This window comes from Methylobacterium sp. P1-11 (assembly GCF_008329595.1).
In the GTDB taxonomy this organism is placed as follows: Bacteria; Pseudomonadota; Alphaproteobacteria; order Rhizobiales; family Beijerinckiaceae; genus Methylobacterium.
Map to the genome: position 1 here is coordinate 68,051 of NZ_NPKS01000027.1, position 24,444 is coordinate 92,494.

The 24,444-nt window shown below is 70.5% G+C and carries 19 protein-coding genes; 9 read left to right on the forward strand and 10 right to left on the reverse strand.

Annotated elements, in window-relative coordinates:
* The first annotated feature begins 47 nt into the window (after window positions 1–47).
* Window positions 48–1,265 carry a PepSY-associated TM helix domain-containing protein gene (locus CIW48_RS23875; RefSeq protein WP_149312971.1) on the forward strand — a complete coding sequence of 406 codons (1,218 nt, stop codon included), beginning with the start codon at window positions 48–50 and terminating at the stop codon, window positions 1,263–1,265.
* Window positions 1,266–1,391: 126 nt separating this feature from the next.
* On the opposite strand, the gene CIW48_RS23880 is transcribed toward CIW48_RS23875, so the two are convergent.
* The 6 genes from CIW48_RS23880 to CIW48_RS23905 all read right to left on the reverse strand — a co-directional run bounded on the left by CIW48_RS23880 (window position 1,392) and on the right by CIW48_RS23905 (window position 9,746).
* Window positions 1,392–3,572: a TonB-dependent siderophore receptor gene (locus CIW48_RS23880; RefSeq protein WP_149312972.1), complete on the reverse strand. Its 2,181-nt coding sequence runs from the start codon at window positions 3,570–3,572 to the stop codon at window positions 1,392–1,394.
* Window positions 3,573–3,995: 423 nt separating this feature from the next.
* Window positions 3,996–4,634 (reverse strand): TetR/AcrR family transcriptional regulator, encoded by a 639-nt coding sequence (locus CIW48_RS23885; RefSeq protein WP_149312973.1) that lies wholly within the window; start codon window positions 4,632–4,634, stop codon window positions 3,996–3,998.
* Window positions 4,631–4,930, reverse strand: a complete 300-nt coding sequence (locus CIW48_RS23890; RefSeq protein WP_149312974.1) for a hypothetical protein — start codon at window positions 4,928–4,930, stop codon at window positions 4,631–4,633. The genes CIW48_RS23885 and CIW48_RS23890 overlap by 4 nt, the downstream gene beginning before the upstream one ends.
* Window positions 4,931–5,307: 377 nt before the next feature.
* Entirely contained in the window at window positions 5,308–7,158 is a 1,851-nt protein-coding gene (locus tag CIW48_RS23895) for an NADPH-dependent assimilatory sulfite reductase hemoprotein subunit (RefSeq protein ID WP_149312975.1), read from the reverse strand.
* Between the two features lie 191 nt (window positions 7,159–7,349).
* Window positions 7,350–9,119, reverse strand: coding sequence for a flavodoxin domain-containing protein (locus CIW48_RS23900; RefSeq protein WP_149312976.1), 1,770 nt, complete (start codon window positions 9,117–9,119; stop codon window positions 7,350–7,352).
* Between the two features lie 111 nt (window positions 9,120–9,230).
* Window positions 9,231–9,746, reverse strand: coding sequence for an Lrp/AsnC family transcriptional regulator (locus tag CIW48_RS23905; protein WP_149312977.1), 516 nt, complete (start codon window positions 9,744–9,746; stop codon window positions 9,231–9,233).
* A gap of 265 nt (window positions 9,747–10,011) precedes the next feature.
* On the opposite strand from CIW48_RS23905, the gene CIW48_RS23910 reads away from it, so the two are divergent.
* The 3 genes from CIW48_RS23910 to cysN are packed head-to-tail and all read left to right on the forward strand — an operon-like array spanning window position 10,012 to window position 13,186.
* Window positions 10,012–10,836, forward strand: a complete 825-nt coding sequence (locus CIW48_RS23910) for a phosphoadenylyl-sulfate reductase (protein WP_149312978.1) — start codon at window positions 10,012–10,014, stop codon at window positions 10,834–10,836.
* The gene (gene cysD, locus CIW48_RS23915) at window positions 10,833–11,783 is read left to right on the forward strand and encodes a sulfate adenylyltransferase subunit CysD (RefSeq protein WP_149312979.1); all 951 of its coding nucleotides are present in this window, start codon (window positions 10,833–10,835) and stop codon (window positions 11,781–11,783) included. The genes CIW48_RS23910 and cysD overlap by 4 nt, the downstream gene beginning before the upstream one ends.
* On the forward strand, window positions 11,783–13,186 hold the full coding sequence (cysN, locus tag CIW48_RS23920) for a sulfate adenylyltransferase subunit CysN (RefSeq protein WP_149312980.1): 1,404 nt from the start codon (window positions 11,783–11,785) through the stop codon (window positions 13,184–13,186). Before cysD ends, cysN begins: the two co-directional genes overlap by 1 nt.
* A gap of 233 nt (window positions 13,187–13,419) precedes the next feature.
* Here the strand turns inward: cysN and CIW48_RS23925 are convergent, their stop codons facing one another.
* The 3 genes from CIW48_RS23925 to CIW48_RS23940 all read right to left on the reverse strand — a co-directional run bounded on the left by CIW48_RS23925 (window position 13,420) and on the right by CIW48_RS23940 (window position 16,254).
* Entirely contained in the window at window positions 13,420–14,451 is a 1,032-nt protein-coding gene (locus tag CIW48_RS23925) for a fumarylacetoacetate hydrolase family protein (RefSeq protein ID WP_149312981.1), read from the reverse strand.
* Window positions 14,452–14,557: 106 nt separating this feature from the next.
* The gene (locus CIW48_RS23930) at window positions 14,558–15,580 is read right to left on the reverse strand and encodes an LLM class flavin-dependent oxidoreductase (protein ID WP_149312982.1); all 1,023 of its coding nucleotides are present in this window, start codon (window positions 15,578–15,580) and stop codon (window positions 14,558–14,560) included.
* A gap of 392 nt (window positions 15,581–15,972) precedes the next feature.
* On the reverse strand, window positions 15,973–16,254 hold the full coding sequence (locus tag CIW48_RS23940) for a type II toxin-antitoxin system ParD family antitoxin (protein ID WP_149312983.1): 282 nt from the start codon (window positions 16,252–16,254) through the stop codon (window positions 15,973–15,975).
* Between the two features lie 170 nt (window positions 16,255–16,424).
* On the opposite strand from CIW48_RS23940, the gene CIW48_RS23945 reads away from it, so the two are divergent.
* The 4 genes from CIW48_RS23945 (at window position 16,425) to CIW48_RS23960 (ending at window position 20,370) form a co-directional block, all read left to right on the forward strand.
* The gene (locus tag CIW48_RS23945) at window positions 16,425–17,627 is read left to right on the forward strand and encodes a pyridoxal phosphate-dependent aminotransferase (protein WP_149312984.1); all 1,203 of its coding nucleotides are present in this window, start codon (window positions 16,425–16,427) and stop codon (window positions 17,625–17,627) included.
* Between the two features lie 28 nt (window positions 17,628–17,655).
* Window positions 17,656–18,498, forward strand: a complete 843-nt coding sequence (locus tag CIW48_RS23950) for an NAD(P)-dependent oxidoreductase (protein WP_149312985.1) — start codon at window positions 17,656–17,658, stop codon at window positions 18,496–18,498.
* Window positions 18,499–18,921: 423 nt separating this feature from the next.
* The gene (locus CIW48_RS23955; RefSeq protein WP_149312986.1) at window positions 18,922–19,302 is read left to right on the forward strand and encodes a hypothetical protein; all 381 of its coding nucleotides are present in this window, start codon (window positions 18,922–18,924) and stop codon (window positions 19,300–19,302) included.
* Window positions 19,303–19,416: 114 nt separating this feature from the next.
* Window positions 19,417–20,370: a DMT family transporter gene (locus CIW48_RS23960; protein WP_149312987.1), complete on the forward strand. Its 954-nt coding sequence runs from the start codon at window positions 19,417–19,419 to the stop codon at window positions 20,368–20,370.
* Window positions 20,371–20,390: 20 nt separating this feature from the next.
* Here CIW48_RS23960 and CIW48_RS23965 read toward each other — a convergent pair whose 3' ends face one another.
* Window positions 20,391–20,660: a hypothetical protein gene (locus CIW48_RS23965; RefSeq protein WP_149312988.1), complete on the reverse strand. Its 270-nt coding sequence runs from the start codon at window positions 20,658–20,660 to the stop codon at window positions 20,391–20,393.
* 332 nt (window positions 20,661–20,992) lie between these two features.
* Between CIW48_RS23965 and ileS the strand changes: the two genes are divergently transcribed.
* On the forward strand, window positions 20,993–23,959 hold the full coding sequence (gene ileS, locus CIW48_RS23970) for an isoleucine--tRNA ligase (protein ID WP_149312989.1): 2,967 nt from the start codon (window positions 20,993–20,995) through the stop codon (window positions 23,957–23,959).
* Window positions 23,960–24,444: the final 485 nt, after the last annotated feature.

Consider the following 24,444-nt stretch of genomic DNA (forward strand, 5'->3'; position numbering starts at 1 on the left):
GCCGCGTCGTCAGCGTGGCCGGACTCTGCTAGGCAGCCGGCACTGCCATGACGCTGCCGATTCCCTCCCTCCGGACCCTGCTCTTCCGCCTGCACTGGGCGCTGGGCCTCACCGCCGGTCTCGTCCTCGCCCTGATGGGCCTGACCGGGGCGCTGATGAGCTACGAGGAGGCGGTCACCGCCTTCGCCAACCGCGACCGGCTGGAGGTCACGCCCGGCGCGCGGACGGCGCTGTCGCCCGCGACCCTGGCGGCGCGGATCGACGCGCAGGCGGGCGGCCGCGTCGCCAACGTGCTGACCCTGTCGGACGACCCGCGTGCGAGCGTCCATGTCCGCTTCGCCCGCGATCCCGAGACCCGCGCGCGGCCGCCCGCCGCCTACGCCGACCCCTACGACGGCACGCTGCTCGGCCCAGTGCGGCTGGAGGAGGCCTTCACCACGGTGCGGGACCTGCACCGCTGGCTGCTGCTCCCCGGCGGGTCCAAGGGCTGGGGCCGCACGATCACGGGCGCCTGCACCCTGGCGCTGTTGGCCTTTCTGGCGACCGGCCTCTACCTGCGCTGGCCCCGGATCCATCGCTGGCGGATCTGGCTGAAGCCGGCCCTGTCGCGGCCCGGCCGGCCGCGCTGGTGGTCGCTGCACGCCGTGATCGGGACGTGGCTCCTGCCGGTCTACCTGGTCGTCGCGCTCAGCGGCCTGACGTGGTCCTACCCGTGGTTCAAGGACGGCGCCGCGCGGCTGCTCGTGGGCGCGCCGGAGGCGGCGAAGCCCGCATCCCCGGGGGGCGGGAAGGCGGCCGGGCGGCGGGCCGAGGGCGCCGGCGACGCCGCGGCCGGCGGTGCGGCCGTCGACCGTGCCTGGGCGGATTTCCGCGCGCGGACCGGCGACGCGGCCGGCACGGCGGTCCTGACCCTGCCGGGCGCCGACACGAAGGCGATCCGCATCCGCTGGCTGCCGAAGGGCGTCGACGCGCCGAGCGCCCGCAACGAGGCCCGCTACGATCCCGCCACGGGCGCCCTGCTGGCCTCCGAGCGCGCCGCCGACGCGCCCCTGGGCCGGCGTCTCCTGGACAACATCCTGGAGGTGCATCGCGGCCGCTTCTTCGGCGACCTCGTCGCGCTGCTGTTCTGCCTCGCGGCTTTGGCCATGCCGGGTTTCGCGGCGACCGGCCTGACGCTCTACGTCCTGCGCCGCCGCGCCGGGGCCCGCCGGAGGGCCGTCGAAGCGGCCGCGCCAGCGGGCGCCGTCCGCACGGCCAGCCCCTGACGGTGGCGTCCGGCAGGGCCTTCATTCGCGGAAGCCCGCCCCGTCGACGCGCGTCGGGCGACGTGTCGTCCGGACTGCGATGACGCGCGGCAACGGGTCCGCCGCTCGGGCGATGCGGCCCGCCCGTCAGAGCCGGGCGGTGATCGTCGCCAGCACTGTGAACGGCGCGCCGGGGGTGTTGTTGGTCGCGTTGGTCGGCGCCTCGATGTAGCGCACGTTCGTCAGGTTGCGCATGTTCACCGACAGGCGCCAGTGGGCGTCGAAATCGTAGTACACGAGCGCGTCGAGCCGGTTGTAGGCACCTACGGTGAAGCTGTTGTCGAGGTCGCCGTAGCGTCGGCCGACATGGGTGACGCCGAAGCCGAGCCCGAGCCCGCGGAGCGGGCCCTGCTGGACATCGTAGGTCGTCCACAGGCTGCCGCTGAACACCGGCACGCCGGTGAGCCGGTTGCCGACCGCGAAGGTCGTGTCCTTGGTGATCCGGGCGTCGATCAGGCCGACGCTGCCGATGATGTTCCAGCCGGGCAGGATCTCACCGGCCAGATCGGCCTCGACACCCCGCGACCGCTGCTGGCCGGTGATGACCGAGAAGGTGGGATTGCGCGGGTCGGTGGCCGCGACGTTGTCCCGGACGATCTGGAAGGCGGCCGCGCTCAGGGTCAGGCCGGGCGTGAGATCGACCCGGGTGCCGGCTTCGACCTGCTCGCCCGTGCTGGGCGGGGGGCTCGCCACGTTCAGCACGCTGGCGGTCTGCGGCAGGAACGACGTGGCGTAGCTCGCGTAGAAGGTCAGCGGCTCGAACGGCCGGTAGATCAGCCCGACCCGGGGCGAGGCGCCGAACAGGTTCTGCTCGGGCGGCTGGATCCGCGAGGCCGGCTGGCGATTGAAATAGTACTGGCTGCCGAGATCGAACCGTGCCCCGACGACGAGCTGCAAGCCCGGCGCCAGCACGATCTGGTCCTGGGCGTAGAACCCGAACACCTCCAGCTTCTGCTTCAGGTCGGCCTGGAACTGGAGCGGCTGGAAGGCCGCGCCGAACATCGGGTTCAGGAAGCTGACCGGAGCGAGGTTGCCCTGCTGGGAGAAGGCATGGCGGAAGCCGTTCGAGTACTCGATCCCGAGAAGCGCCGTATGGGCGAAGCCGAAGGTGTCGAACTTCATCACGGCCTCGGTCTGGCTGTCGACCGCGGCGAAGCGCGAGTTGACCGTGGCCTCCCGCCGGGTCAGCAGCGTGCCGGCATTGTTGACCGATAGGGCACGGGCCGCGAACACGTCGAACGTGCCCCATTGCCCGGCGATGACCTGCCGGAGCGTCAGGTTCTCGTTGACGTCGTGCTCGGCCCGCAGGGTGATCGTGTTGAATGCGCCGAAATAGCGCGAGGACGGCTCGCCGTAGAACCGGCTGATGTTGTCGAGGGGGACGCGGCCGCGGAAGGCCACCAGCCCCTCGTCGTACTGGGTGTGCTGGTTGGTGAATTCCGAGTTCACGTAGACCCGGGTGTCGGCACTCGGCGTCCAGCTGAAGGCCGGCGCCACGAAGACGCGCCGGTTGGTGTCGCCACCGTAATTGCGGAAGGTCGGATCCTCCTGGGCGGCGAAGCTGAGACGCGCGGCGAGGCCCTCGACGGCGGGCAGCGCGCTCGACACGGAACCCTGGAAGCGCCGGAAGCCGAAGCTCCCGCCCTGGACGCTCGCGTCGGCCGTGGGCTCGAATGTCGGCCGGCGGGTGACGATGTTGATGACGCCGCCGGGATCGCCCCGGCCGAACAGCACGGAGGCCGGCCCCTTGATCACTTCGACGCGCTCGGCATCCACGAGGTCGCGCGTCACCGGGTAGAAGTTGATGGCCGGATCGACCAGCACGCCGTCGACGGCGAAGACCTGGGTGGAGAAGCCGCGGATCAGGTAGTTCTGCGACCGTCCCTGCACCGTGCTGCCGAGGACCACGTTGCTGACGTTGGTCACGGCATCGGTCAGCCGCAGGTCCTGCTGGTCGGTGATCACCGAACGGGGCACGACGTTGATCGATTGCGGCGAGTCGCGCACCGGCGTGTCGGTGCGCGTGGCGGTCGCCGAGCGCGTTGCCCGGTAGCCGACGACGGGACCGTCGGCCCGCTCGCTGACAGGGCCCGTGCCCGTAACACTGAGTTCGGAGAGAATGACCTCGTCCGCCGCCGGCGCAGATTGCGCGCGGATCTCCGTCGGCGCGAGAAGAAGGAGCGATGCTGCGAGTCCGGTGCTGCAGAATTTCAGGCGCGTTCGGCAGTATTTGATGTGATCGAAGGTGTCGATCTGGGCAACGAGCATGATTTAAAATCGTTCTTAAGAGCGGCGTATCCGCGCGGTGCGTTGTTTCTAGAGTGCAAACACCGCCAGCTCTCAATGCCGATCGGAAAAGAAGCGGGTAGCGCGCGCGTCCTCTGCCAGGATGTGGCGCGGAAAACACGCTTTGAGGGGCAATACTTTGAAATCATTCAAAGTTGCCAACTTTAGCGTGTGATTTGCCGAGGTTATGCAACCGGACGCATCTGGGACTGGGGCGGAAGTGGCCCGACTCACGGCTCGGGCTCCGCGCTGGCGCGCAGCATTGCCCCGAACGGCCAGCCGGCCCGCGTGAGGGGGATCGCGGACCGGCCGGCCCACCGCGCGCCGGAACCGGCGCGCGATCGCGGATGGCGGGCGTGCGGGCTCGTCGCCGGTGCGGCCCGGAGAAGCGCCGCGGCGCCGGGATCAGCGGGCCGCGGGCCGATCCGGGGGCGCCGAGGACGGCAGGCGGCCGTCGAGCCCGGCGTCGAGGAGCGCGTGGAGCTGGGCGATCGCCGCGGCGACGTCGTAATCGGGTAGCGCGGCGCGGCCCACGACGATCCCCTTCATCAGCGGCGCCAGCAGCGCGTAGAGCCCTGCCGGGTCGCAGTCGGGCGCGGTGGCGAGTTCGGACAGGGTCGTCACGAACCAGTCGCGGCTCTCGGCCTCGGTTCGCGCCGTCATGGCGGCAATATCCGGGTTGCGGGTCGATTCCGACCAGATCTCCACCCGCAGGGTCGCGGCCTCGCGGGTGATCGACGCGAAGTATCGGGCAATGATGCCCAGCAACGTCCCGCGCGGGTTGCCGCTGCCGTCCATCTCGGCGACCAGGAGCGTTCCGCGCTCGCGCTCGCGCTCCACCAGTCCGAGGACCAGGGCCTCCTTGGATTCGAAGTAGCGGTAGAAGTTGCCCGGACTCATCGCGGCCTCGCGGGCGAGGTCCTGCATGGTGGTGCGATGGAAGCCGTTGCGCGCGAAACAGGCCTCGGCGGCGTCGAGGATATGCGCGCGCCGGGCGGACGGGCCGCCGCGGGCCTCCGCGGACCTGTCCGCCGCGCCGGTCACTGTCCGGTCTGCGCGGTGACGGCGACCGGCGCGACGCGGCTCTGGTCCTTGCCCAGGCTGGCGATGGCGCAGGATTGCGGTCCCTGATGCAGGTCGGCGCAGATCCGGGCCTGCCAGCCGTCCGGTCCGGCCCCGGTCCAGCCGATCAGCGCCAGCCAGGCGAGGGCCAGAACGGCGCCGAAGGTCAGGTTGGCGGGGGTGCAGACGGCCCGGACGAGGGCGAGGACGCCCGAACCGCGGGCGCCGAAGCGCTCCGTATCGAGATCGGACCAGCGGCCTTCAAGGGTGAGAGCCATCGCGCGCTCCTGTGTGCCCCAGCGTTGTAATGAACGTTCATTCTCATGTCAATGAACGTTCATTCTCATCTTGGCCGGGGGGCCACGGCGACGGACGGCCGGTCGAGTTCGGCCTCAGGAGCGGGTGTGTGCCGAGCAGGCCGACGGCGACCGCGCGGGGCGTCGCCGTTGTTGTGCGCGGGGGTCAGGCAGATGGGATGGCGTTCTCGGGCCCCCTCGGGCCCTTCCTCCCGAGCGGGCAGCCGCCTCGGAGGCGATGCCCAGGGACTGCCCGGCCGGCAGGCGGCCTCCGAGACCTGCGCGGCGCTCGGCCTCTCGGGATGAGGCGGGATGAGGCGGGATGAGCGGACCGGGTTGGGCTCGGCCCGCGTCCTGCTTCAGCCGAGCGTGGCCGGCTTGAGGGCGCCGGTCCGGTCGTGGAAGTCCGGGCCGTTGGTGGTCCGGGCCACGTGGCCGGCGCGGATCAGGTAGTCGCCGAAATGCTCGCCTGGCTGCCGGCCCTTGGCGTAGTCCGCGAAGAGCGGGTCGAGGGTGTCGCGGATCTCGGACGCCGCCACGTCCTCCTTGTAGAGCTTGCTCAGCCGCGAGCCGTCATGAGCCGCGCCGAGATAGAGGTGGTAGCGCTCGGGGCCGCGGCCGACGAGGCCGATCTCCGAGATGAACGGCCGGGCGCAGCCGTTCGGGCAGCCGGTGGAGCGGATCGTGATCTCCTCCTCGGCGAGCCCGTGGGACGCGAGGCTCTCCTCCAGCTCAGTCATCAGGTCCGGCAGGTAGCGCTCGCTCTCGGCCAGGGCGAGGCCGCAGGTCGGCAGGGCGACGCAGGCGAGCGAGCTGCGCCGCAGCGCGCTCGCGCCGCGGGTCAGGCCGTACTCGTCGACAAACGCGTCGATCTCGGCGCGCTTCTCGGCCGGAACGTTGGCGATGATGACGTTCTGGTTGCCGGTGAGACGGAAATCGCCCTGATGCACCTCGGCGATGCGCCGCAGGCCCGACAGGAACTGCGGGCCGCCCTCGATGTCCTTGATCCGACCCGCGGGCACGTAGAGCGTCAGGTGGTGGCGGCCGTCGTCGCCCTCGACCCAGCCGTAGCGGTCGCCGTTGCCGGTGAAGGTGAAGGGCTTGGGCGCGCCGAGCGGCTTGCCGACCCGCTTCTCGACCTCGGCCCGGAAGGCGTCGAGCCCGTAGCGCTCGATCGTGTACTTGAGCCGCGCGTTCTTGCGGTTCTTGCGGTTGCCCCAGTCGCGCTGGACCGTCATCACCGCCTCGGCGACCTTGATGGCGTCCGCGGGCTCCACGAAGCCCATCACGTCGGCGGTGCGCGGGAAGGTGTCGGGCTCGCCGTGGGTCATGCCCATGCCGCCGCCCACCGTGACGTTCCAGCCGGTGACCTGGTTCTTCTTGTCGAGGATCGCGATGAAGCCGAGGTCGTGGGCGAAGACGTCGACCTCGTTGGAGGGCGGCACCGCCACGACGGTCTTGAACTTCCGCGGCAGGTAGGTCCGGCCGTAGACCGGCTCGACCTCGGCCGCGTCCTCGCCGCCGACCACGCGCTCGCCGTCGAGCCAGATCTCGCGCCACGCGCTGGTCTTGGGCAGCAGCGAGTCGGAGATCTCCTTGGCGAGCTGGTAGGCGGCCTTGTGGGCGCCGACCTGGGCCGGGTTCGTCGCCGCCATGACGTTGCGGTTGACGTCGCCGCAGGCCGCGATCGTGTCGAGGAGCGCGCCGTCGATGGCGGCCATCGTGCGCTTCAGGTTCGACTTGATCACGCCGTGGTACTGGAAGGTCTGGCGCGTTGTCGCGCGCAGCGCCCCGCCCGCGTAGGTCCGGGCGATGTCGTCGAGGATCAGCCACTGCTTCGGGGTGATGACGCCGCCGGCGATGCGCAGGCGGATCATGAAGCTGTAGGCCTTGTCGAGCTTCTTCTTGGTCCGCTCGGGGCGCAGGTCGCGGTCGTCCTGCAGGTACATCCCGTGGAACTTCACGAGCTGCCCGTCATCCTCCGAGATCGCCCCGGTGGCGTGCTTGAGGAGGCCGTCCGCGAGGGTCCCGCGCAGGTAGCCGCTGGCGATCTTGATGTGCTCGTTCGCCGCGAGTTTTTCCGCTCGCGCGGCCTCGGCGTCCGTGATGGGGCGCGCGGTCGGCGGGGTCTCGTAGACGCGCTTGGCTGGCGTGGCGGCCGTGCCGGGGGCCGGGGTCTCAGCGGCGTCGCGGGGGCTGTGGTCGTCCATGGGGTGAATCCGTCTGTCTGAACGCGTCTCCCATCCCTCGCGTCGGGGGTGGGTGCCGCGCGGAACGCGTGCCGGTGCACGGACTTGGCGGGATCCGCGACGGTCCCCCCTCTCCCGTGCGGGAGAGGGGGGACCGCGCCCTGTCCTGCTCCGCTGCAATCTCGATCCTGCGGCCTCGTGAGGCCGATCCGTTAGTAAACGTCCTGCTGGTAGCGGTGGCTGCGCTCCAGCGACGCGACCTGCGCCTCGGCGTCGGCGGCGCTGAGACCCTTGGCGGTCTCGTAGGCCTTCACCACCGCCGCGCGCACGTCCTTGGCCATGTTCTTGGCATCGCCGCAGACGTAGAAGTGGGCACCCCCGTCCAGCCAGGAGACCAGCTCCTGCGCGTGCTGGGTGATCCGGTCCTGCACGTAGACCTTCTCCGGCTGGTCCCGCGAGAAGGCCACGTCGATCTTCGTGAGCGACCCGTCCTCCAGAGCGTCCTGCCACTCGAGCTGGTACAGGAAGTCGTGGGTGAAGTGCCGGTCGCCGAAGAACAGCCACGAGCGCCCGGGGGCCTCGATCGCCCGGTGCTCCTGCACGAAGGCGCGGAACGGCGCGACGCCGGTGCCCGGCCCGACCATGATGATGTCGGTGGCCGGATCCTGCGGCAGGCGGAAATGGCGGTTCGGCTTCAGCCGCACCCGCAGCTTGGCGCCGTCGCGGATCCGGTCCGCGACGTGGACCGAGGCGACCCCTGAGCGGGCGCGGCCGTGGGTCTCGTAGCGCACCGCCGCGATGGCGAGGTGGACCTCGTCGCCCACCTCCTTGCGGGAAGACGCGATCGAGTAGGCCCGCGGCGGCAGCGGCCGGGTGATGGTGCCGATATGCTCGGCCGTCAGCTTGGCCGGGTAGGTCTCCAGCAGGTCGATCAGGTGCCGGCCCTCGATCCAGGCCTTGGCCTCGCCGCTGTCGATCAGCGTCTGCGCGTCCGTGTGGCCGGTGGCCTTCACGAACCGCTCGATCGTGGCGGCCGACAGCGTGGTGATGTCCCGCTCGGCGAGCAAAGCCGTGCGCAGGGCCTCGTCGCCCGAGAGCCCGGCGGCGTTGAGGATCTCGTCCACCAGCTGCGGGTCGTTCTCCGGGAAGATTTCCAGCGAATCGCCCGGCTCGTAGGCCGGCGCGCCGTCCTCGAAGGCCAGCGCGAGGTGGATCGTCTCCTTGTCGGAGCGCGAGGAGTTGAGGTTCACGTGCTCGACGACCTCGACCACCATGGGCTCGCGGCTCGGCTCAGACTCGTCGTCCTCGCCGGCGCCGGCGCGGGCGAAGTCCACCGCCACGACGTTGTCGGGCTGCTCCGCCGGGGCTAGGGCCTTCAGCGCGCCCTTGATCCAGTCGGCGGCGGGCTTCTCGAAGTCGAGGTCGAGGTCGGCCCGCTCGGCGGCGCGCTTGCCGCCCAGCGCCTCGAAGCGCGCGTCGAGCGCCTTCCCGATGGCGCAGAACTCCGCGTAGGACGTGTCGCCGAGCGACAGGACCGCGAACTCGACGCCGTCGAGGCGCGGGGCACCCTCCCCCATCAGCTCGCCGTAGGCCCGCACGGCCCGGGCCGGCGGCTCGCCCTCGCCCCAGGTGGCCGCGATGGCGATGAGCTTGCCGGCCTTGGGCAGGGTCGTGAGGTCGAGGTCGGCGAAATCGACGACCTTCGGCTTGAAGCCTTGCTTGCGCGCCAGCTTCGCGACGTTGCCGGCGAGCGCCTCCGAGTTCCCCGATTCGCTGGCGTAGATCACCGTCAGCGGCGCGGCGGCCTTGGGCGGGGCGGCCGGGACGGCGGCTTGCTGGCCGCCCGCGGCGTCCAGGCCCGCCAGGAAGCCGGCCAGCCAAGCGCGCTGCGTAGGGCTTGCGGCGCCGAGCACCGCATCGAGGCTGGCGCGCTCGCCATCCCCGAACGGGGCGGTGCGCGGGAGGAGATTCTGGCGGGACATTACGGGACCATGTCGTGGCCTGCAGGGCCGGTGTCAATCGAGAAACGTTCTTTTTGTAGAACGGGCGGAGATTAGAACGTCACATTCGCTGCGCTGCGAAAAAAGAGAACATCATTCTCCAACTACGGAGAGCACGGGAGTCGTCCCCGGCAGGTGCCGTCCGTTCTTCGGAGGCGCCGGCAGCGGCAGGGCCGTGGTGGATTTCACCTTCTCCATGGCGAAGCGAGAGGTAACGTTCTTGAGCGGCAGCACCGCGATGAGGTGCTTGTAGAAGCTGTCATAGGCCTGCATGTCGGCAACGACGACCCGCAGCATGTAGTCCACGTCGCCGGCCATCCGGTAGAACTCGAGCACCTCCGGCATAGCCGAGACGGTTGCGGCGAAGCGCTGCAGCCACTCCTGGGAATGGTCGGCCGTCTCGATGGAGACGAACACGGTCAGCCCGAGGCCGAGCTTCACCGGATCGAGCACCGCCACCCGGCGGTCGATGACCCCGTCGGCCTCCAGCTTCTGGATGCGCTTCCAGCACGGGGTCTGCGACAGGCCCACGCGCTCGCCGATCGCCGCGATGGAGAGCGTGGCGTCCGTCTGCAGCAGGGCGAGAATCTTCAGATCGATCGCGTCCAAAGCTGTCTCCGTGCACTTCCGCCGCGCGAGAGGCGCGGGCGCATATACGAGGCCACCAGTACCGGTGAGAAGAATCTTTTACCTTGAGCCCAGGCTGCCGGCGCGGGTCGCTGTGCGCAACCGCACACCGAACCCCAGGGCCGGGCCCGGCAAGCGCGCCGAACCGCCTTGACTTCGTTCGGTATAGCGAACATTTCGACCGTTCGACAACAGGCACGGCGCGGGCCGTGGCCTTTCCACCACGCGAATCCCGGGACATGGCACGATGACCCGTCCGGACCGACAGACGGCCGAATCCCTGGCGGAACGGCTGTCCGGGCTCGACCTTGCAGGCCGTCTCAACCTGATTGCCGCCGAGGTCCCCGGCCGCCTCGTCTTCACGACGAGCCTCGGGGTCGAGGATCAGGCACTGACCCACGCGCTGGCCATGGCTAAGCTCGCCAAGGGGCTCGCCAAGGGCCGCATCGAGATCGTCACCCTCGATACGGGCCGCCTCTTCGCCGAGACCTACGACGCGTGGACCGAGACCGAATCGGCCTACGGCATCCGGATCACCGCCTATGCACCCGAGCGCGCGGCCGCGGAGGCTTTCGTGCGGGACGAGGGCATCAACGGCTTCCGGCGCTCGGTCGCCGCCCGGCAGGCCTGCTGTGGCTTCCGCAAGGTCGAGCCGCTAGGCCGCGCGCTTGACGGTGCAAGCGGCTGGCTCACCGGGCTGCGGGCCGGCCAGTCGGCCAACCGAGCCGAGACGCCGCTCGCCGAGTTCGATGCCGGCCGCGGCCTGATCAAGCTGAACCCGCTGGCAGACTGGTCGCGGGCCCAGGTCGACAGCTTCGTGCGCGACAATTTCGTGCCCTACAACGTCCTGCACGATCGCGGCTTCCCGTCGGTCGGCTGCGCCCCCTGCACCCGGGCCGTGAGGCTCGGCGAGCCTGAGCGGGCCGGCCGCTGGTGGTGGGAGCAGGAAGAGAAGAAGGAGTGCGGCCTGCACGTCGGACGCCCGCTCGCGTCGGTGCAACCGGGCCAGGAGCCCGCCGCCTTCGAGACCACCTCGAATCAGACAGCCCGCCAGCCGGAGTTTGCCCGATGAGCGCCGCCCTCGCCGCTGCCGTGCAGCCGAGCGCCCCTGCCCCGACCGACCGCCTCAGCCACCTCAAGCGGCTGGAGGCCGAGAGCATCCACATCTTCCGGGAGACGGTCGCCGAGACCGAGAACCCGGTGATGCTCTACTCGATCGGCAAGGATTCCTCGGTGCTGCTGCACCTCGCCCTCAAGGCCTTCGCGCCTGGGCGGCTGCCGTTCCCGCTGCTGCACGTCGACACGACGTGGAAGTTCCGCGAGATGATCGCCTTCCGCGACGCCCGCGCGAAGGAACTCGGCCTCGACCTGCTGATCCACACCAACCCGGACGGGCTCGCGCGTGGCGTCGGGCCGGTGAGCCACGGCTCTGAGGTCCACACCGACGTGATGAAGACGCAGGCCCTGCGGCAGGCGCTGGACAAGCACAAGTTCGATGCCGCCTTCGGGGGCGCCCGCCGCGATGAGGAGGCGAGCCGCGCCAAGGAGCGGATCATCTCCCTGCGCACTGCGCAGCACCGCTGGGACCCGAAGCGCCAGCGCGCCGAGCCCTGGCACCTCTACAATCTCAAGAAGAAGCGCGGCGAGTCCCTGCGGGTCTTCCCATTGTCGAACTGGACCGAACTCGATATCTGGCTCTACATCGAACAGGAAAACATTCCGATCGTGCCGCTCTACTTCGCCAAGGAGCGGCCGGTGGTCGAGCGGGACGGCCAGCTCATCATGGTCGACGACGCGCGGCTGCCGCTCGCGCCCGGCGAGACCCCGCAGCAGCGCCTCGTCCGCTTCCGCACGCTCGGCTGCTACCCGCTCACCGGCGCGGTGGAGAGCGACGCCGCGACGCTGCCCGAGATCATCGGCGAGACGCTCGCCGCCCGCACCTCCGAGCGGCAGGGCCGGGTGATCGACAAGGACGGGGCCGGCGCCATGGAGCGCAAGAAGCAGGAGGGCTATTTCTGATGACGCTCCACCAGGCTCCCACGGCCTTCACCGACCGGGCCTCCGGCTACGCGGCGTTCCTGACCGCCCATCGCAACAAGGCGGTGCTGCGCTTCATCGCCTGCGGCTCGGTGGATGACGGCAAGTCGACCCTGATCGGGCGGCTCCTGCACGACACCAAGCAGATCTTCGACGACCAGATCTCGGCGCTCCAGCGCGACTCGCGCAAGCACGGGACGCAGGGGCAGGAGATGGACCTCGCGCTGCTGGTGGACGGACTCCAGGCCGAGCGCGAGCAGGGCATCACCATCGACGTCGCCTACCGGTTCTTCTCCACCGACAAGCGCTCCTTCATCGTGGCCGATACCCCCGGCCACGAGCAGTACACCCGCAACATGGCCACGGGCGCCTCGACGGCCGACGTCGCGGTGATCCTGGTCGATGCCCGCCAGGGCCTGACCCGCCAGACAAGGCGCCACGCGCTGCTGGTCTCGAATCTCGGGATCCGCCGGGTGGTGCTGGCGGTGAACAAGATGGATCTCGCCGGCTGGTCGCAGGGCACCTTCGACGGGATCGTGGCGGGCTTCTCCGATTTCGCCCGGGGGCTAAATTTTTCCGAGGTGAAGGCGATTCCGCTCTCGGCCAAGAACGGCGACAACGTCGTGGAGCCGGGCATCGCGGCGCCCTGGTACACGGGCGCGCCCCTGCTCACCTACCTGGAGACCGTGCCGGTCCATACGGAGGCGCTCAACGCGCCGTTCCGCATGGCTGTGCAATGGGTCAACCGGCCCAATTCCGAGTTCCGCGGCTACAGCGGCCGGATCGCCAGCGGCCGAGTGCGGCCGGGTGATTCGGTGACGGTCCAGCCGTCCGGCCGGACCTCCACGGTGGCGCGGATCTACACCGCCGACGGCGACCTGCCCGAGGCCGGTGAGGACGAGTCGGTGACCCTGGTGCTCGCCGACCAGATCGACGCCTCCCGCGGACAGGTGATCGTCGCCACCGACGCCCCGATGCGGGTCACCGAGATCCTCGACGTCCGCCTGTTCTGGGCGGCCGAGACCGATCTGAGCCCGGGTGCCAGCCTGTTCGCCAAGATCGGCACCGCTACGGTCACCGCGACCGTGGAGCGGATCGTCTCGCGCATCGATCCTGAGACCGGCAAGCCCGGGCCGGCCGAGCGCCTGTCGGCGAACGACATCGCCGACGTGTCCCTGCGCCTCGATCGCCCCGTGGCGATCGACGCCTACGCGGAGAACCGCGAGACCGGCAGCCTGATCCTGATAGACCGCGAGACCACCGATACGGCGGCCCTCGGGCTGGTGCTGGCTCCAAAGGCGGAGGCTCCGAAGGCTGCGCCCGGTGCGAAGCCTGCGGAAGGGGGCGGCGTTCTCGCCCGCCTCGGCCGCCTGTTCGGGCGCTGAGGCCGAGAGCCGCGCGGCGAGCTCCCTCTCCCCTGCGGGGGAGGGCTGGGGTGAGGGACGAGACGGTTCAGAATCGAGCGTGCCAGCGAAGTGCGGTCCGGGTGCGCCTTCTCCGGAGGCCGCATGCCCCTCACCCTGTCCCTATCCCGCAGGGGAGAGGGGGCCCGCACTCAATTCGGATGGCGTCTCTGCGCTCGTGATGATGCGGCGGGCAGCGTCGGCGCAGAACCCGATCAGACCAGCTTGAAGCGCAGCGCTCCGAGCCCTTCCAGTTCCGAAACCACCTCGTCGCCGGGCTTCAGCCAAGCGCGATCCTTGCGCGGGATCTTCTCCCCGAAGATCACCCCCTGCGGGGTGCCGGTATAGAAGATGTCTCCCGGCTTGATCGTCATGACCTTCGACGCGAAGCTGACCAGCTGCCGGCAATTGAAGATCATATCGTTGGTGCTCCAGTCCTGGCGCACCTGGCCGTTCACCAGCGTCTTGAGCTTCAGGTCGTTCGGGTCCTTCACCCGGTCGGCGGTGACGAGGTAGGGGCCGAGCGGGGCGAACCCGTCGGAGGTCTTCCCGATCATGAACTGCGAGGTCAGCGTCTGGAGATCCCGGGCGCTGAAATCGTTGCCCGTGCAGTAGCCAGCGAGATAATCGAGAGCGTCCGCCTCGGAGACGTTCCGGCATTCCCGGCCGAACACCAGAACCAGCTCAGTCTCGTAGTCGAATTCCCGCGCCGTCTCGGTCGGCAGCGTGATCGTGCCGCCGTGATAGTTCAGGGCGTTGTTGTACTTGTTGAACAGCGGCGGGTCCTTCGGGATTGGCGTGCCGGTCTCCTCCGCGTGGTGGCGGTAGTTGAAGCCCATCATGATGATCTTCTCGGGCCGCGTGACCACGGGCCCGTAGGCGATGCCGGATTCCGACAGCATGAACCGCCCATCAGGTGCCGCCTCGACCGCGTCGACCAGCGCGCGCAGCATCGGGCCGCGCCCGTTCTGCAGCAGGTCGTCCATGTCGGCCGGGACGGGTATCCCGAGTGTCCGGCCGGCGGCGGCGACGTCGAGCACGCCGCCCGTCATCTTCACGCCCAGCGTATAGGCATTGCCGCGGCGCATGTTGATGAGGACCATGTCCCGAGGCATGCCGAAGGGCGTCGGTGCGTCCGGCTTGCCGGGCCCGGGTGCTGCCGTCCGCTCCTCGGCCGCCCGGACGGGCGTTGCCGCCGCGGCGAGCCCCACGGCCGTGGCGGTCAAGAATTCGCGTCGGTTGCCCATGCTACCTCTCCTCCGGTCTGCCCGTCTGGCGGGGCCTGATCCGAAAGAGAGCCTGCACGGGCGACGGCAGCGTCGCCAGGGCCTGAAGCGGGCGGCGGGTGACGGGTCAGGCCGCCTGTGAGGTGGCGCCGAGCCCCCAGGCCTGCGCCAGCAGCGCGTAGGATTCGTGCCGCGCTGCCTGGTCGGGGATGGCCGAGACGATCATCACCTCGTCGGCCTGCGTGCGCGCTACCATGTCGGCGATTCGGGCTCGGAGGGTCTCGGGGCCGCCCACGTGAAGGCGGTCGCGGCCGCGCTCGATCTGCATCCGCTCGCCATCGGAATACGGGTAGGCGAGCGCCTCGGAGAGGCTCGGCAGCGGCCGGTACTCGCCGCGCTCCCGCCGCAGCGTCGCCAGCCGCGCGCTGGACGCCAGCCGCTCGGCCTCAGCATCCGTGGGGGCGCAGATCGCCGCCACCGCCAGGATCGCGTGGGGCTTCGCACTGAGCCGCGTCGGCCTGAACCGGTTGCGGTAGTCCAGCATCGGGGCCTCGGCCGGCATCCCGGAGAAGTGCTGCGCGAAGCCGAAGCCACAGCCGATCTCGCCGGCGAGGCGGGCGCTGTAATCGGAGGAGCCGAGCAGGAAGATCGGCGGCAGCGGCACCCCCGCGGGACTCGCCTCGATCCGCCCGAACGGATGCCCCTCCGGGAAGCCCCCGTCCCAGAACAGCAGCTCCTGCAGCCGGTCCAGGAAGTCGTCGCCGCTCTCCCCCGGCGCCTCCCGACGGCGCAGAGCCCGGGCGGTGAGGCCGTCTGTGCCGGGCGCGCGCCCGAGACCCAAGTCGATCCGGCCCGGGAACAAGGCCTCCAGCACCCGGAAGCGCTCGGCCACCATCAGGGGCGGGTGGTTCGGCAGCATGATGCCGCCCGAGCCGACCCGCAGGGTCCGAGTCGCGGCGGCAATCTGGCCGATCATGATCTCGGGGGCGGGGCTCGCCACGTTGGGCAGGGCGTGGTGCTCGGCGAGCCAGTAGCGCCGGTAGCCGAGGCCGTCGACGTGGCGGGCGAGCGCCAGGGTGTCGTGCAGCGCCTGGGCCGGGGTCGAGGCGGCGCTGACGAAGGAGAGGTCGAGGACAGAGAGCGGGGTCATACCGGGACAGATGGGGGTGACGCCCGGCCGGTGCGAGAGCGGCCGGTCAGCACTGCCGCTCTTGTGCCTCGTCCGCCGTGTCGCCGAGACAGAAGCCTTCGGCATCACGGCCGCCGTAGAAGATGTTCGGGTTCCGCACGGATCTATGCTCCACGCGGTATGCGATGACTGCTGACCTCTCGAAGGCCACGGTCCACGAGCCCTCAAGCAGATCATCGTGTGGTTGGCCCGCATGGGGTGCGTCGCCGATGCAATCGCATCGGTCCTAGATCCGCTGTGTAAGACGCCGCGCGGTCGCGACGTCTTGGCTCCGATGCAGAATCGCCCGAACGATGTCGGCTAAGTCAGCCCGTGCTTGCGCGCGAAACTGCGCGCGAAACACGACCGGACGTCTACGCATGGCCGGCTTCGTGCTCGGCAGCGGCGAACAACCTGTCGAGTTCCTCCTGGACCTCCTTGCTGCTCAAGTCCGGCCGCGGATCGTCCAACGATTGCCGGATGCGGGCGCGGATGTCATCGAGCCGCTCGGTATCCTCGTGGCGCTGGCGCTGCGGGGTGTGCACGGCCTCGTCGAGCCTCGCGTCCACCGAGGCGTACTCGCCGGACTCGCTCGCGCGCGCGGTGCGGAGCGTGTCCGGCGCCAGGGCGATGCTGATCGTCTCGTCTGAGGACATGGTCATCTGTCCCGTTCGACGCGCTGAAGGATAGCAGAGAGCGCGGTCCCGCCCCCATCCCGGCGTCTCGCGCTTGCCGGCTCAGCGTCCCGGGCCTAGGGTCCGCCGCGCCGCAAAAAGGGGCGGCGCACGGGCATCCTTCGCCCACGAAATCTGGAGCACCGCACGCCATGGCCTTCCTCGCCGACGTCCTCTCGCGGGTGAAGCCGTCCGCGACCATCGTGATGACCCAGAAGGCTCGGGACCTGAAGGCCTCCGGCGTCGACGTCATCAGCCTGTCCGTGGGTGAGCCCGACTTCGACACGCCCGAGCACATCAAGCAGGCGGCGATCGACGCGATCCACCGGAACGAGACCCGCTACCCGCCGGTCTCCGGCATCGTGCCCCTGCGCGAGGCCATCGTGCGCAAGTTCAAGCGCGAGAACGGGCTCGACTTCAAGGTCTCGCAGACGATCGTGGGCACCGGCGGCAAGCAGGTGCTGTACAACGCGTTCCTCGCCACCCTGAACCCCGGCGACGAGGTGGTGATCCCCCGCCCCTACTGGGTGTCCTACCCGGAGATGGTCGGCCTGTGCGGCGGTACGCCGGTCTTCGCCGACACCGACATGGCGCACGGCTTCAAGCTCCAGCCCGAGGAGCTCGACCGGGTCCTGACCCCGAAGACTAAGTGGATCGTCCTCAACTCGCCCTCGAATCCGTCCGGAGCCGCCTATTCCCGCGACGAGATGAAGGCGCTCACCGACGTGCTGCTCCGCTACCCGGACGTGCACATCCTCACCGACGACATCTACGAGCACCTGACCTACGGCGATTTCGCGTTCGTCACCCCGGCCCAGGTCGAGCCCCGGCTGATCGAGCGGACGCTGACCATGAACGGCGTCTCGAAGGGCTACGCCATGACCGGCTGGCGCATCGGCTACGCGGCCGGACCGGAGAAGCTCATCAAGGCGATGGATTTCGTCCAGGGCCAGCAGACCTCCGGTGCCAGCACGATCGCGCAATGGGCCGCGGTGGCCGCCCTCGACGGGCCGCAGGATCACCTCGCCACGTTCCGGGCGGCCTTCCAGGGGCGGCGCGATCTCGTCGTGTCGATGCTCAATCAGACCAACGGCCTGACCTGCCCGACGCCCGAGGGCGCGTTCTACGTCTACCCGTCCTGCGCGGCGCTGATCGGCAAGAAGACCGAGGCCGGCAAGACCATCGAGACCGACGAGGACTTCGTCATGGAGCTGCTTCAGACCGAGGGCGTGGCCGCGGTCCACGGTTCGGCCTTCGGGCTCGGCCCGAACCTGCGCATCTCCTACGCGACCTCGAACGCGGTGCTGGAGGAGGCCTGCCGGCGCATCCAGCGCTTCTGCGGCTCGCTGCGGTAGCGGCCCGATCGTTCCCCGGAGGCGTCCCGTGCCCACCATCGCGGTGATCGCCCCGGGCGCCATGGGCAGCGCCATCGGAGCCCGGCTCGCCGGCCACGGCGCGCGCGTGCTGACCTCCCTGGACGGGCGCGGGGCCGCGAGCCGCGCCCGGGCCGAGGCCGCCGGCATGGCGCATGCCGGGGACGGCGACCTCGCCGCCGCCGACCTCGTGCTCTCGATCGTGCCCCCCGCCGACGCGGAGGCGCTCGCCCGCCGCCTCGCGCCCGCCCTCGCGGCTGCCCCGCGCAAGCCGGTCTACATCGACGCCAACGCCGTCAGCCCGGAGACGGTCGGGCGCGTCGCCGGGATCGTCGCGGCCACCGGCACGCCGTTCCTCGACGGCGCGATCCTGGGCCTGCCGCCCAAGCCCGGCAGCCGGGGGCCGGGCGTCTACATCTCGGGTCCGGACACGACCCCGGCCCTGATCCTGCGCGACCTCGGCCTCGACCTGCGAGTCTGCCCCGGCGCGGTCGGCGCTGCCTCCAGCCTCAAGATGAGCTATGCCGGCCTCAACAAGGGCCTGACGGCGCTCGCCGCGCTCATGATCCTCGCCGCCGAGCGCGCCGGCGCCGGCGAGGCGCTCCTCGCCGAGCTCGCCGAGAACGAACCGGCGCTCCTCGCCCGGTTCGCCAAAGGCCTGCCCGACATGGTGCCGAAGGCCTATCGCTGGGCGCCCGAGATGGAGGAGATCGCCGGGTTCCTCGGGCCCGACGCGGCCGGGCGGCAGATCTTCGCCGGCTCTGCCGAGCTCTACCGTCGCCTCGCCGCCGAGGACGGCGCGGCCGAGATCGCCGCGCTGATACGCTTCGCCGCGGCCGCGGCGGAGCGCTGATCGCCGCGGCGTCCGCCGAAACGGCTCCGCCTCTGTTGCCGGCTCGGCTGTCACCCTCTACACGGGCTGTCCCCAGCGGCCGATGCGCCTGAAGGTTTCGCGAGCCCGCTCGGGCCTGCATGGCGGCGGGGTCGGCAGTGACGGGGCGGCCCGGACCAGTTCTCTGGGCCGTTCCTGTGAGGCTCAGTGGGCCGAGTTGCTGCAGGAGTGTCGGGAACGCGGGGAACAGGAACCGCGGGTCCGGCGCATGGCCCACACAAGTCCCGATCGAGCGCGCAATCCGGCCTGAACAGGGCACGGCCTGCCCCGTTTCGGGACAGTTTCTGCTGCGGCTGTTGCGGCTTCGTTCACGCTCCTGCGCGATGATGTGTCGGGGCCGGGGATCCGGTTCCGCGTAACCGCGTTCTCTCGGGCCTGACGACCATGCGAGCCCTGCTCACCAGCGGCATCAAGGCGATCCTTGGCATCGCCGCGCTCTCCACCGCCGCCCACTGGACTTTGCGCGTGCAGCGCGAATCCGCGGTGCCCGTCGCGACGGCGAGCTTGGCCGAGCCGGCCGCGACCGGTTCCATCGAGCCGCGCCGCGTCGAGCGTGCCGCCGCGCTGGCTCCCACTTCCGCGCCGGCCTCCGTCTCGGCGCCGGTTCCGGTAGCCGCGCGCGTCCCTGCGGGGCTCGACCAGTCGCATCTGGCCGCCCTGATCGCCGGCGCGACGCCGTCCAAGCCGAAGCTCGCCAAGACCGCGACCAAGACCGCATCCGCCGAGAAGACGCCCTCTGCCGAGAAGGCCGCGGTGAGGCGCTGAGGTCAGCGCCTCACCGGATGACGGTGCCGGCTGCATGGTTCCCCTGCGCGGCGGCGGATACCGGCGCGGCGCAGGGCGTGGCAGGAAGCCGGCCTCTACCGAGATTGGTCAGGCATGAGCACGCAGGTCGCGACCTCCGTCCCCGATGACAGCGCTTCCGCGCGCGCTGCTCCGGAGGCCGACCTCGCCGGCCGCCGGCGTATCATCGGTATCGCCCTGATGTGCGGGGCGGTCGCCTTCTTCGCGAGCCTTGATGCCTGCGGCAAGACCCTGGCGCGGGCCGGCGTCGACCCGCTGGTCACCACCTTCATGCGCTACGCGGCGAGCGTCGCCATGATCTCGCTGTTCATCAACCCGGTGCGCACCCCAGGCGTCGTGAAGAGCCGGCGCCTGCCGCTGCAGATCGCGCGCTCCCTGTTACTCTTTGCCTCCACGGCGCTGAACTTCCTGGCCCTGCGGTATCTGCAACTCGCCGAGACGATCTCGATCCAGTTCGCTGCACCGCTCACCGTGGCGCTGCTCGCCGGGCCGCTGCTCGGCGAATGGTCCTCCCGGGCGCGGCTGGCTGCGATCGGCGTCGGCTTTCTGGGGGTGCTGGTGATCGTGCGGCCGGGCGTCGGCGGGATGCATCCCGCCGCTTTGCTCTGCGTGGCCAACGTTGTGGTCTACGCCTTCTACGCGATCATCACGCGCAAGCTCGCCGCCTACGACTCAACCGCCACGACCATGTTCTACACGGGCCTCGCGGGCCTCGCGCTGATGGCCCCGCTCCTGCCCTGGATCTGGACGAACCCGGCGAGCCTGGCCCACTGGGCCCTGCTGTTCGGGGTGGCGCTCTTCGGAACGCTGGGCCACTGGCTGCTGGTGATGGCCCATGCCCGGGCCCCGGCGAACGTGCTGGCGCCGTTCATCTACACGCAGCTGCTCTGGTCGGTGACGCTGGGCTTCCTGCTGTTCGGCGACGTCCCGAGCCGCTGGACCGTGGCGGGCGCCATGATCGTCGTCGGCTCTGGCCTCTATCTCCTGGCGCAGGAGACGATTCGCCGGGAGGCGCGGCCGGCCGCCTGAGGCGGCCGGCTCAAATCAGCTTAGCGGCCGAGACGCTCCTGGCGCTCCATCCGCTCCTCGCGGCGGTTCTCGCGGGCGCGCCGGGCCGGATCCGGATCGGTGCCGAGCACGCCGCCGACCGTGCCAGTGGCCGCGCCCACCGCGCCGCCGACGACACCGCCCACCGGGCCGGCGGCGGCCGAGCCGTCCTCGACGCCGCGCTGGGCACCGCGGGCCGTGCCCTGGGCCTGCGCGGCACCCGCGAAGGCGAGGGGCGCGAGAGCGAGGGTCGCGATCAGAAGCTTCTTCATGGGGCTACTCCCGTGGGTCGATCTGGGTCTGCTCCGCCTCTGGTCCGGGGCGGAGGGCGTGCCCATCAACGGCTCAGGCGCCGATTGGTCCCATCCACGGTCACGGGCGCGTGATCCGCGCTGCCGCTGGCCTCGGGCCGGGGCGGCTGGTAGAGAACGCGTCATGCACGCTTCGCGCGCCCTGCGCGGCCTTGGCCGCCCGATCCGAATTACCGGCCCGGCCTCCGCCTGAGGGCCCGCTTCGGCGCGGCCGCGCGGAGGTCCGGGATCCTCCTGCCGCCTGACCCGAATCCGCCGGCCTGCCGCCGGCCCGACCGCCGATGCGAGACCCGATGACCGCCCCCGAGACCGCGCCCGCCCGCGACTATTCCAAGACCCTGTTCCTGCCGCAGACCGAGTTCCCGATGCGCGCCGGCCTGCCGGTGCGCGAGCCGCTCTTCATCGAGCGCTGGAAGCAGATGGACCTCTACGGGAAGCTGCGCGCCCGCGGACAGGGCCGGCCGAAATTCGTGCTCCACGACGGCCCGCCCTACGCCAACGGCAACATCCACATCGGCACGGCGCTCAACAAGATCCTCAAGGACGTGGTGGTCCGTTCGCAGACCGCCCTCGGCTTCGACGCCAACTACGTCCCGGGCTGGGACTGTCACGGCCTGCCGATCGAGTGGAAGATCGAGGAGCAGTACCGCGCCAAGGGCCGCAACAAGGACGACGTGCCGGTGATCGAGTTCCGGCAGGAATGCCGGACCTTCGCGGCCCAATGGCTCGACGTGCAGCGCGAGGAGTTCAAGCGCCTCGGTGTCACCGGCGACTGGGACCATCCCTACGCCACCATGGCCTTCCCGGCCGAGGCGGTGATCGCCGACGAGCTCATGAAGTTCTCGATGAGCGGCCAGCTCTATCGCGGCTCCAAGCCGGTGATGTGGTCGGTGGTCGAGAAGACCGCGCTCGCCGAGGCGGAGGTCGAGTACGAGGAGCATGTCAGCGACACGGTGTTCGTGGCCTTCCCGATCCGCTCCGGCGCCGAGGGCGACCTCGCGGCGGCCCGGGTGGTGATCTGGACGACCACGCCCTGGACGATCCCCGGCAACCGCGCCGTCGCGTTCTCGAAGAAGATCGCCTACGGCCTGTACCGGGTCACGGAGGCGCCGGCCGACAACTGGGCGACCCCCGGCCAGACCTACGTGCTCGCCGACAGCCTGGCCGCGACCGTGTTCAAGGCTGCCCGGGTCGACGCGTTTGCGCGCGTCGGCGACGTGCGCCCCGAGGCGCTCGCCGGCCTGACCCTGGACCATCCCCTGGCCGAGCGCGGCTACGGCTTCGCCGTGCCGATGCTCGACGGCGACCACGTCACGGATGAATCCGGCACGGGCTTCGTCCACACGGCGCCGAGCCACGGCCGCGAGGATTTCGAGCTCTGGATGGCCAATGGCCGGCTGCTGCGTGAGCGCGGCATCGACGCGACCATCCCCTACACGGTCGACGCCGACAGCGTGCTCACGGAGGCCGCTCCCGGCTTCACCGGCACCCGCGTGCTCACCGCCAAGGGCGAGAAGGGCGACGCCAACAAGGCGGTCATCGCCGCGCTGACTGAGGCCGGGGCGCTGATCGCCCGCGGGGTGCTGCGCCACCAGTACCCGCATTCCTGGCGGTCCAAGAAGCCGGTGATCTTCCGCAACACGCCGCAATGGTTCATCGCCATGGACCGGCCGGTGGACTCGCTCGGCAACCGGACGCTCCGCGAGGTGGCGCTCCAGGGCATCGACGACACCCAGTGGGTGCCGACGCAGGGCAAGAACCGCATCACCGGCATGGTCGCCAACCGGCCGGACTGGGTGGTCTCGCGCCAGCGCGCCTGGGGCGTGCCGATCACCGTCTTCGTCCACCGCGAGACCGCCGAGATCCTCAAGGACGAGCGGGTCAACGCCCGCATCCGCGACGCCTTCGCCGCGGAGGGCGCCGACGCGTGGTTCCGCGACGACGCCGCGCAGCGCTTCCTGGCGCCGGACCACGACCCGGCGTCCTACGAGAAGGTCACCGACGTCCTCGACGTCTGGTTCGATTCCGGCTCGACCCACGCCTTCGTGCTGGACGATCCGGAGGCCTTCCCGGGGCTGGCCGGCGTCACGCGCGTCCGCGACGGCGGGCAGGACCGGGTCATGTACCTGGAGGGGTCCGACCAGCACCGCGGCTGGTTCCAATCCTCGCTGCTCGAATCCGCCGGCACGCGCGGCCGGGCGCCCTACGACGTCGTCCTGACCCACGGCTTCGTGCTCGACGGCAAGGGCCTGAAGATGTCGAAGTCGAAGGGCAACGTCGTCGCGCCGCAGAGCATCATCAAGGATTCCGGCGCCGATATCCTGCGCCTGTGGGTCGCCGCCTCCGACTACACTGACGACCTGCGCATCGGCCCGGAGATCATCAAGACGTTTGCCGAGACCTACCGGAAGCTGCGCAACTCCCTGCGCTGGATGCTCGGCTCCCTGGCGCACCGGGTGCCGGGCGACGATGTGGCGTACGAAAACATGCCGGAGCTGGAGCGGCTGATCCTGCACCGGCTGGCCGAGCTCGACGGTGAGATCCGCGAGGCCTACGCGACCTTTGATACCAAGCGGGTGGTGGCGCTGCTCAACGGCTTCATGACCGGCGATCTGTCGTCGTTCTACTTCGACGTGCGCAAGGACGCCCTGTACTGCGACCCGATCTCGTCGGTGCGTCGCCGGGCAGCGCTGCAGGTGATCGACGAGGCCTTCCGGCGGGTGACGGTCTGGCTCGCCCCGGTGCTCGCCTTCACGGCCGAGGAGGCGTGGCTCGACCGCTACCCGTCCGAGGACGGCTCGGTGCATCTTCAGACCCTGCCGGAGACCCCAGCAGAGTGGCTCGACCCTACCCTCGCGGAGCGCTGGCACAAGATCCGGCGGGTCCGGCGTGTCGTCACCGGCGCCCTGGAGATCGAGCGCGCGGCCAAGCGCATCGGCGCGAGTCTGGAGGCGGCGCCGCAAGTCTACATTGCGGATCCCGAGCTGCTCGCGGCGCTCGAGGGCTGCGACTTTGCCGATACCTGCATCACCTCGGACATCTGCGTGGTGGCGGGCGCCGGACCGGCCGAGGCCTTCCGCCTCGACGAGGTGCGCGGCGTCGCCGTGGTGCCGAGCCCGGCCGAGGGCCGCAAATGCGCCCGTTCCTGGCGGGTCAGCCCGAGCGTGGGCAGCGATCCGGACTATCCGGAGGTGACGCCCCGCGACGCCCAGGCCCTGCGCGAGTGGGACAGGGCGCATCCGGAGGCGAGCGCGGCGTGAGGAGGCTCGCGACGGTGCTCTCTCCCCCCCTTCTTCGGGGGAGCGTGGCCCTCGCGCCAGCGAGGGTCGGGGCGGGACGTAGTCCCGCAAGGGGGGAGCCCGGCTTCCGGATGCGGCGCGACCGTTTTGAAGCCCGCAGCCATTTTCTGCACCGTCGCTCCCCTCTCCCCCCCCGCTGCTCAGGGTACCTTCCCCCGAGCGGGCTCGCGGAATTACACATCGGCTCCGGCCACACCGGCTCAGGATCGAGCGCGGGTCCCCTCTCCTGTGCGGGACAGGGACAGGGACAAGGTGAGGGGCGAGAACGGTCCGGAATAGGCGCAAACGACGCGCGCGGCGATCGCGTGCTTAATCCTGAAGCTACTCGTCCCTCACCCCAGCCCTCTCCCGCACGGGAGAGGGAGCAGGGCGCGCTCCATCGCCAGCGGCGGTGCTCAACAGAGATGCGTGACCATCGTAGCCTGCGGAGAGGGACGCCGGCACGG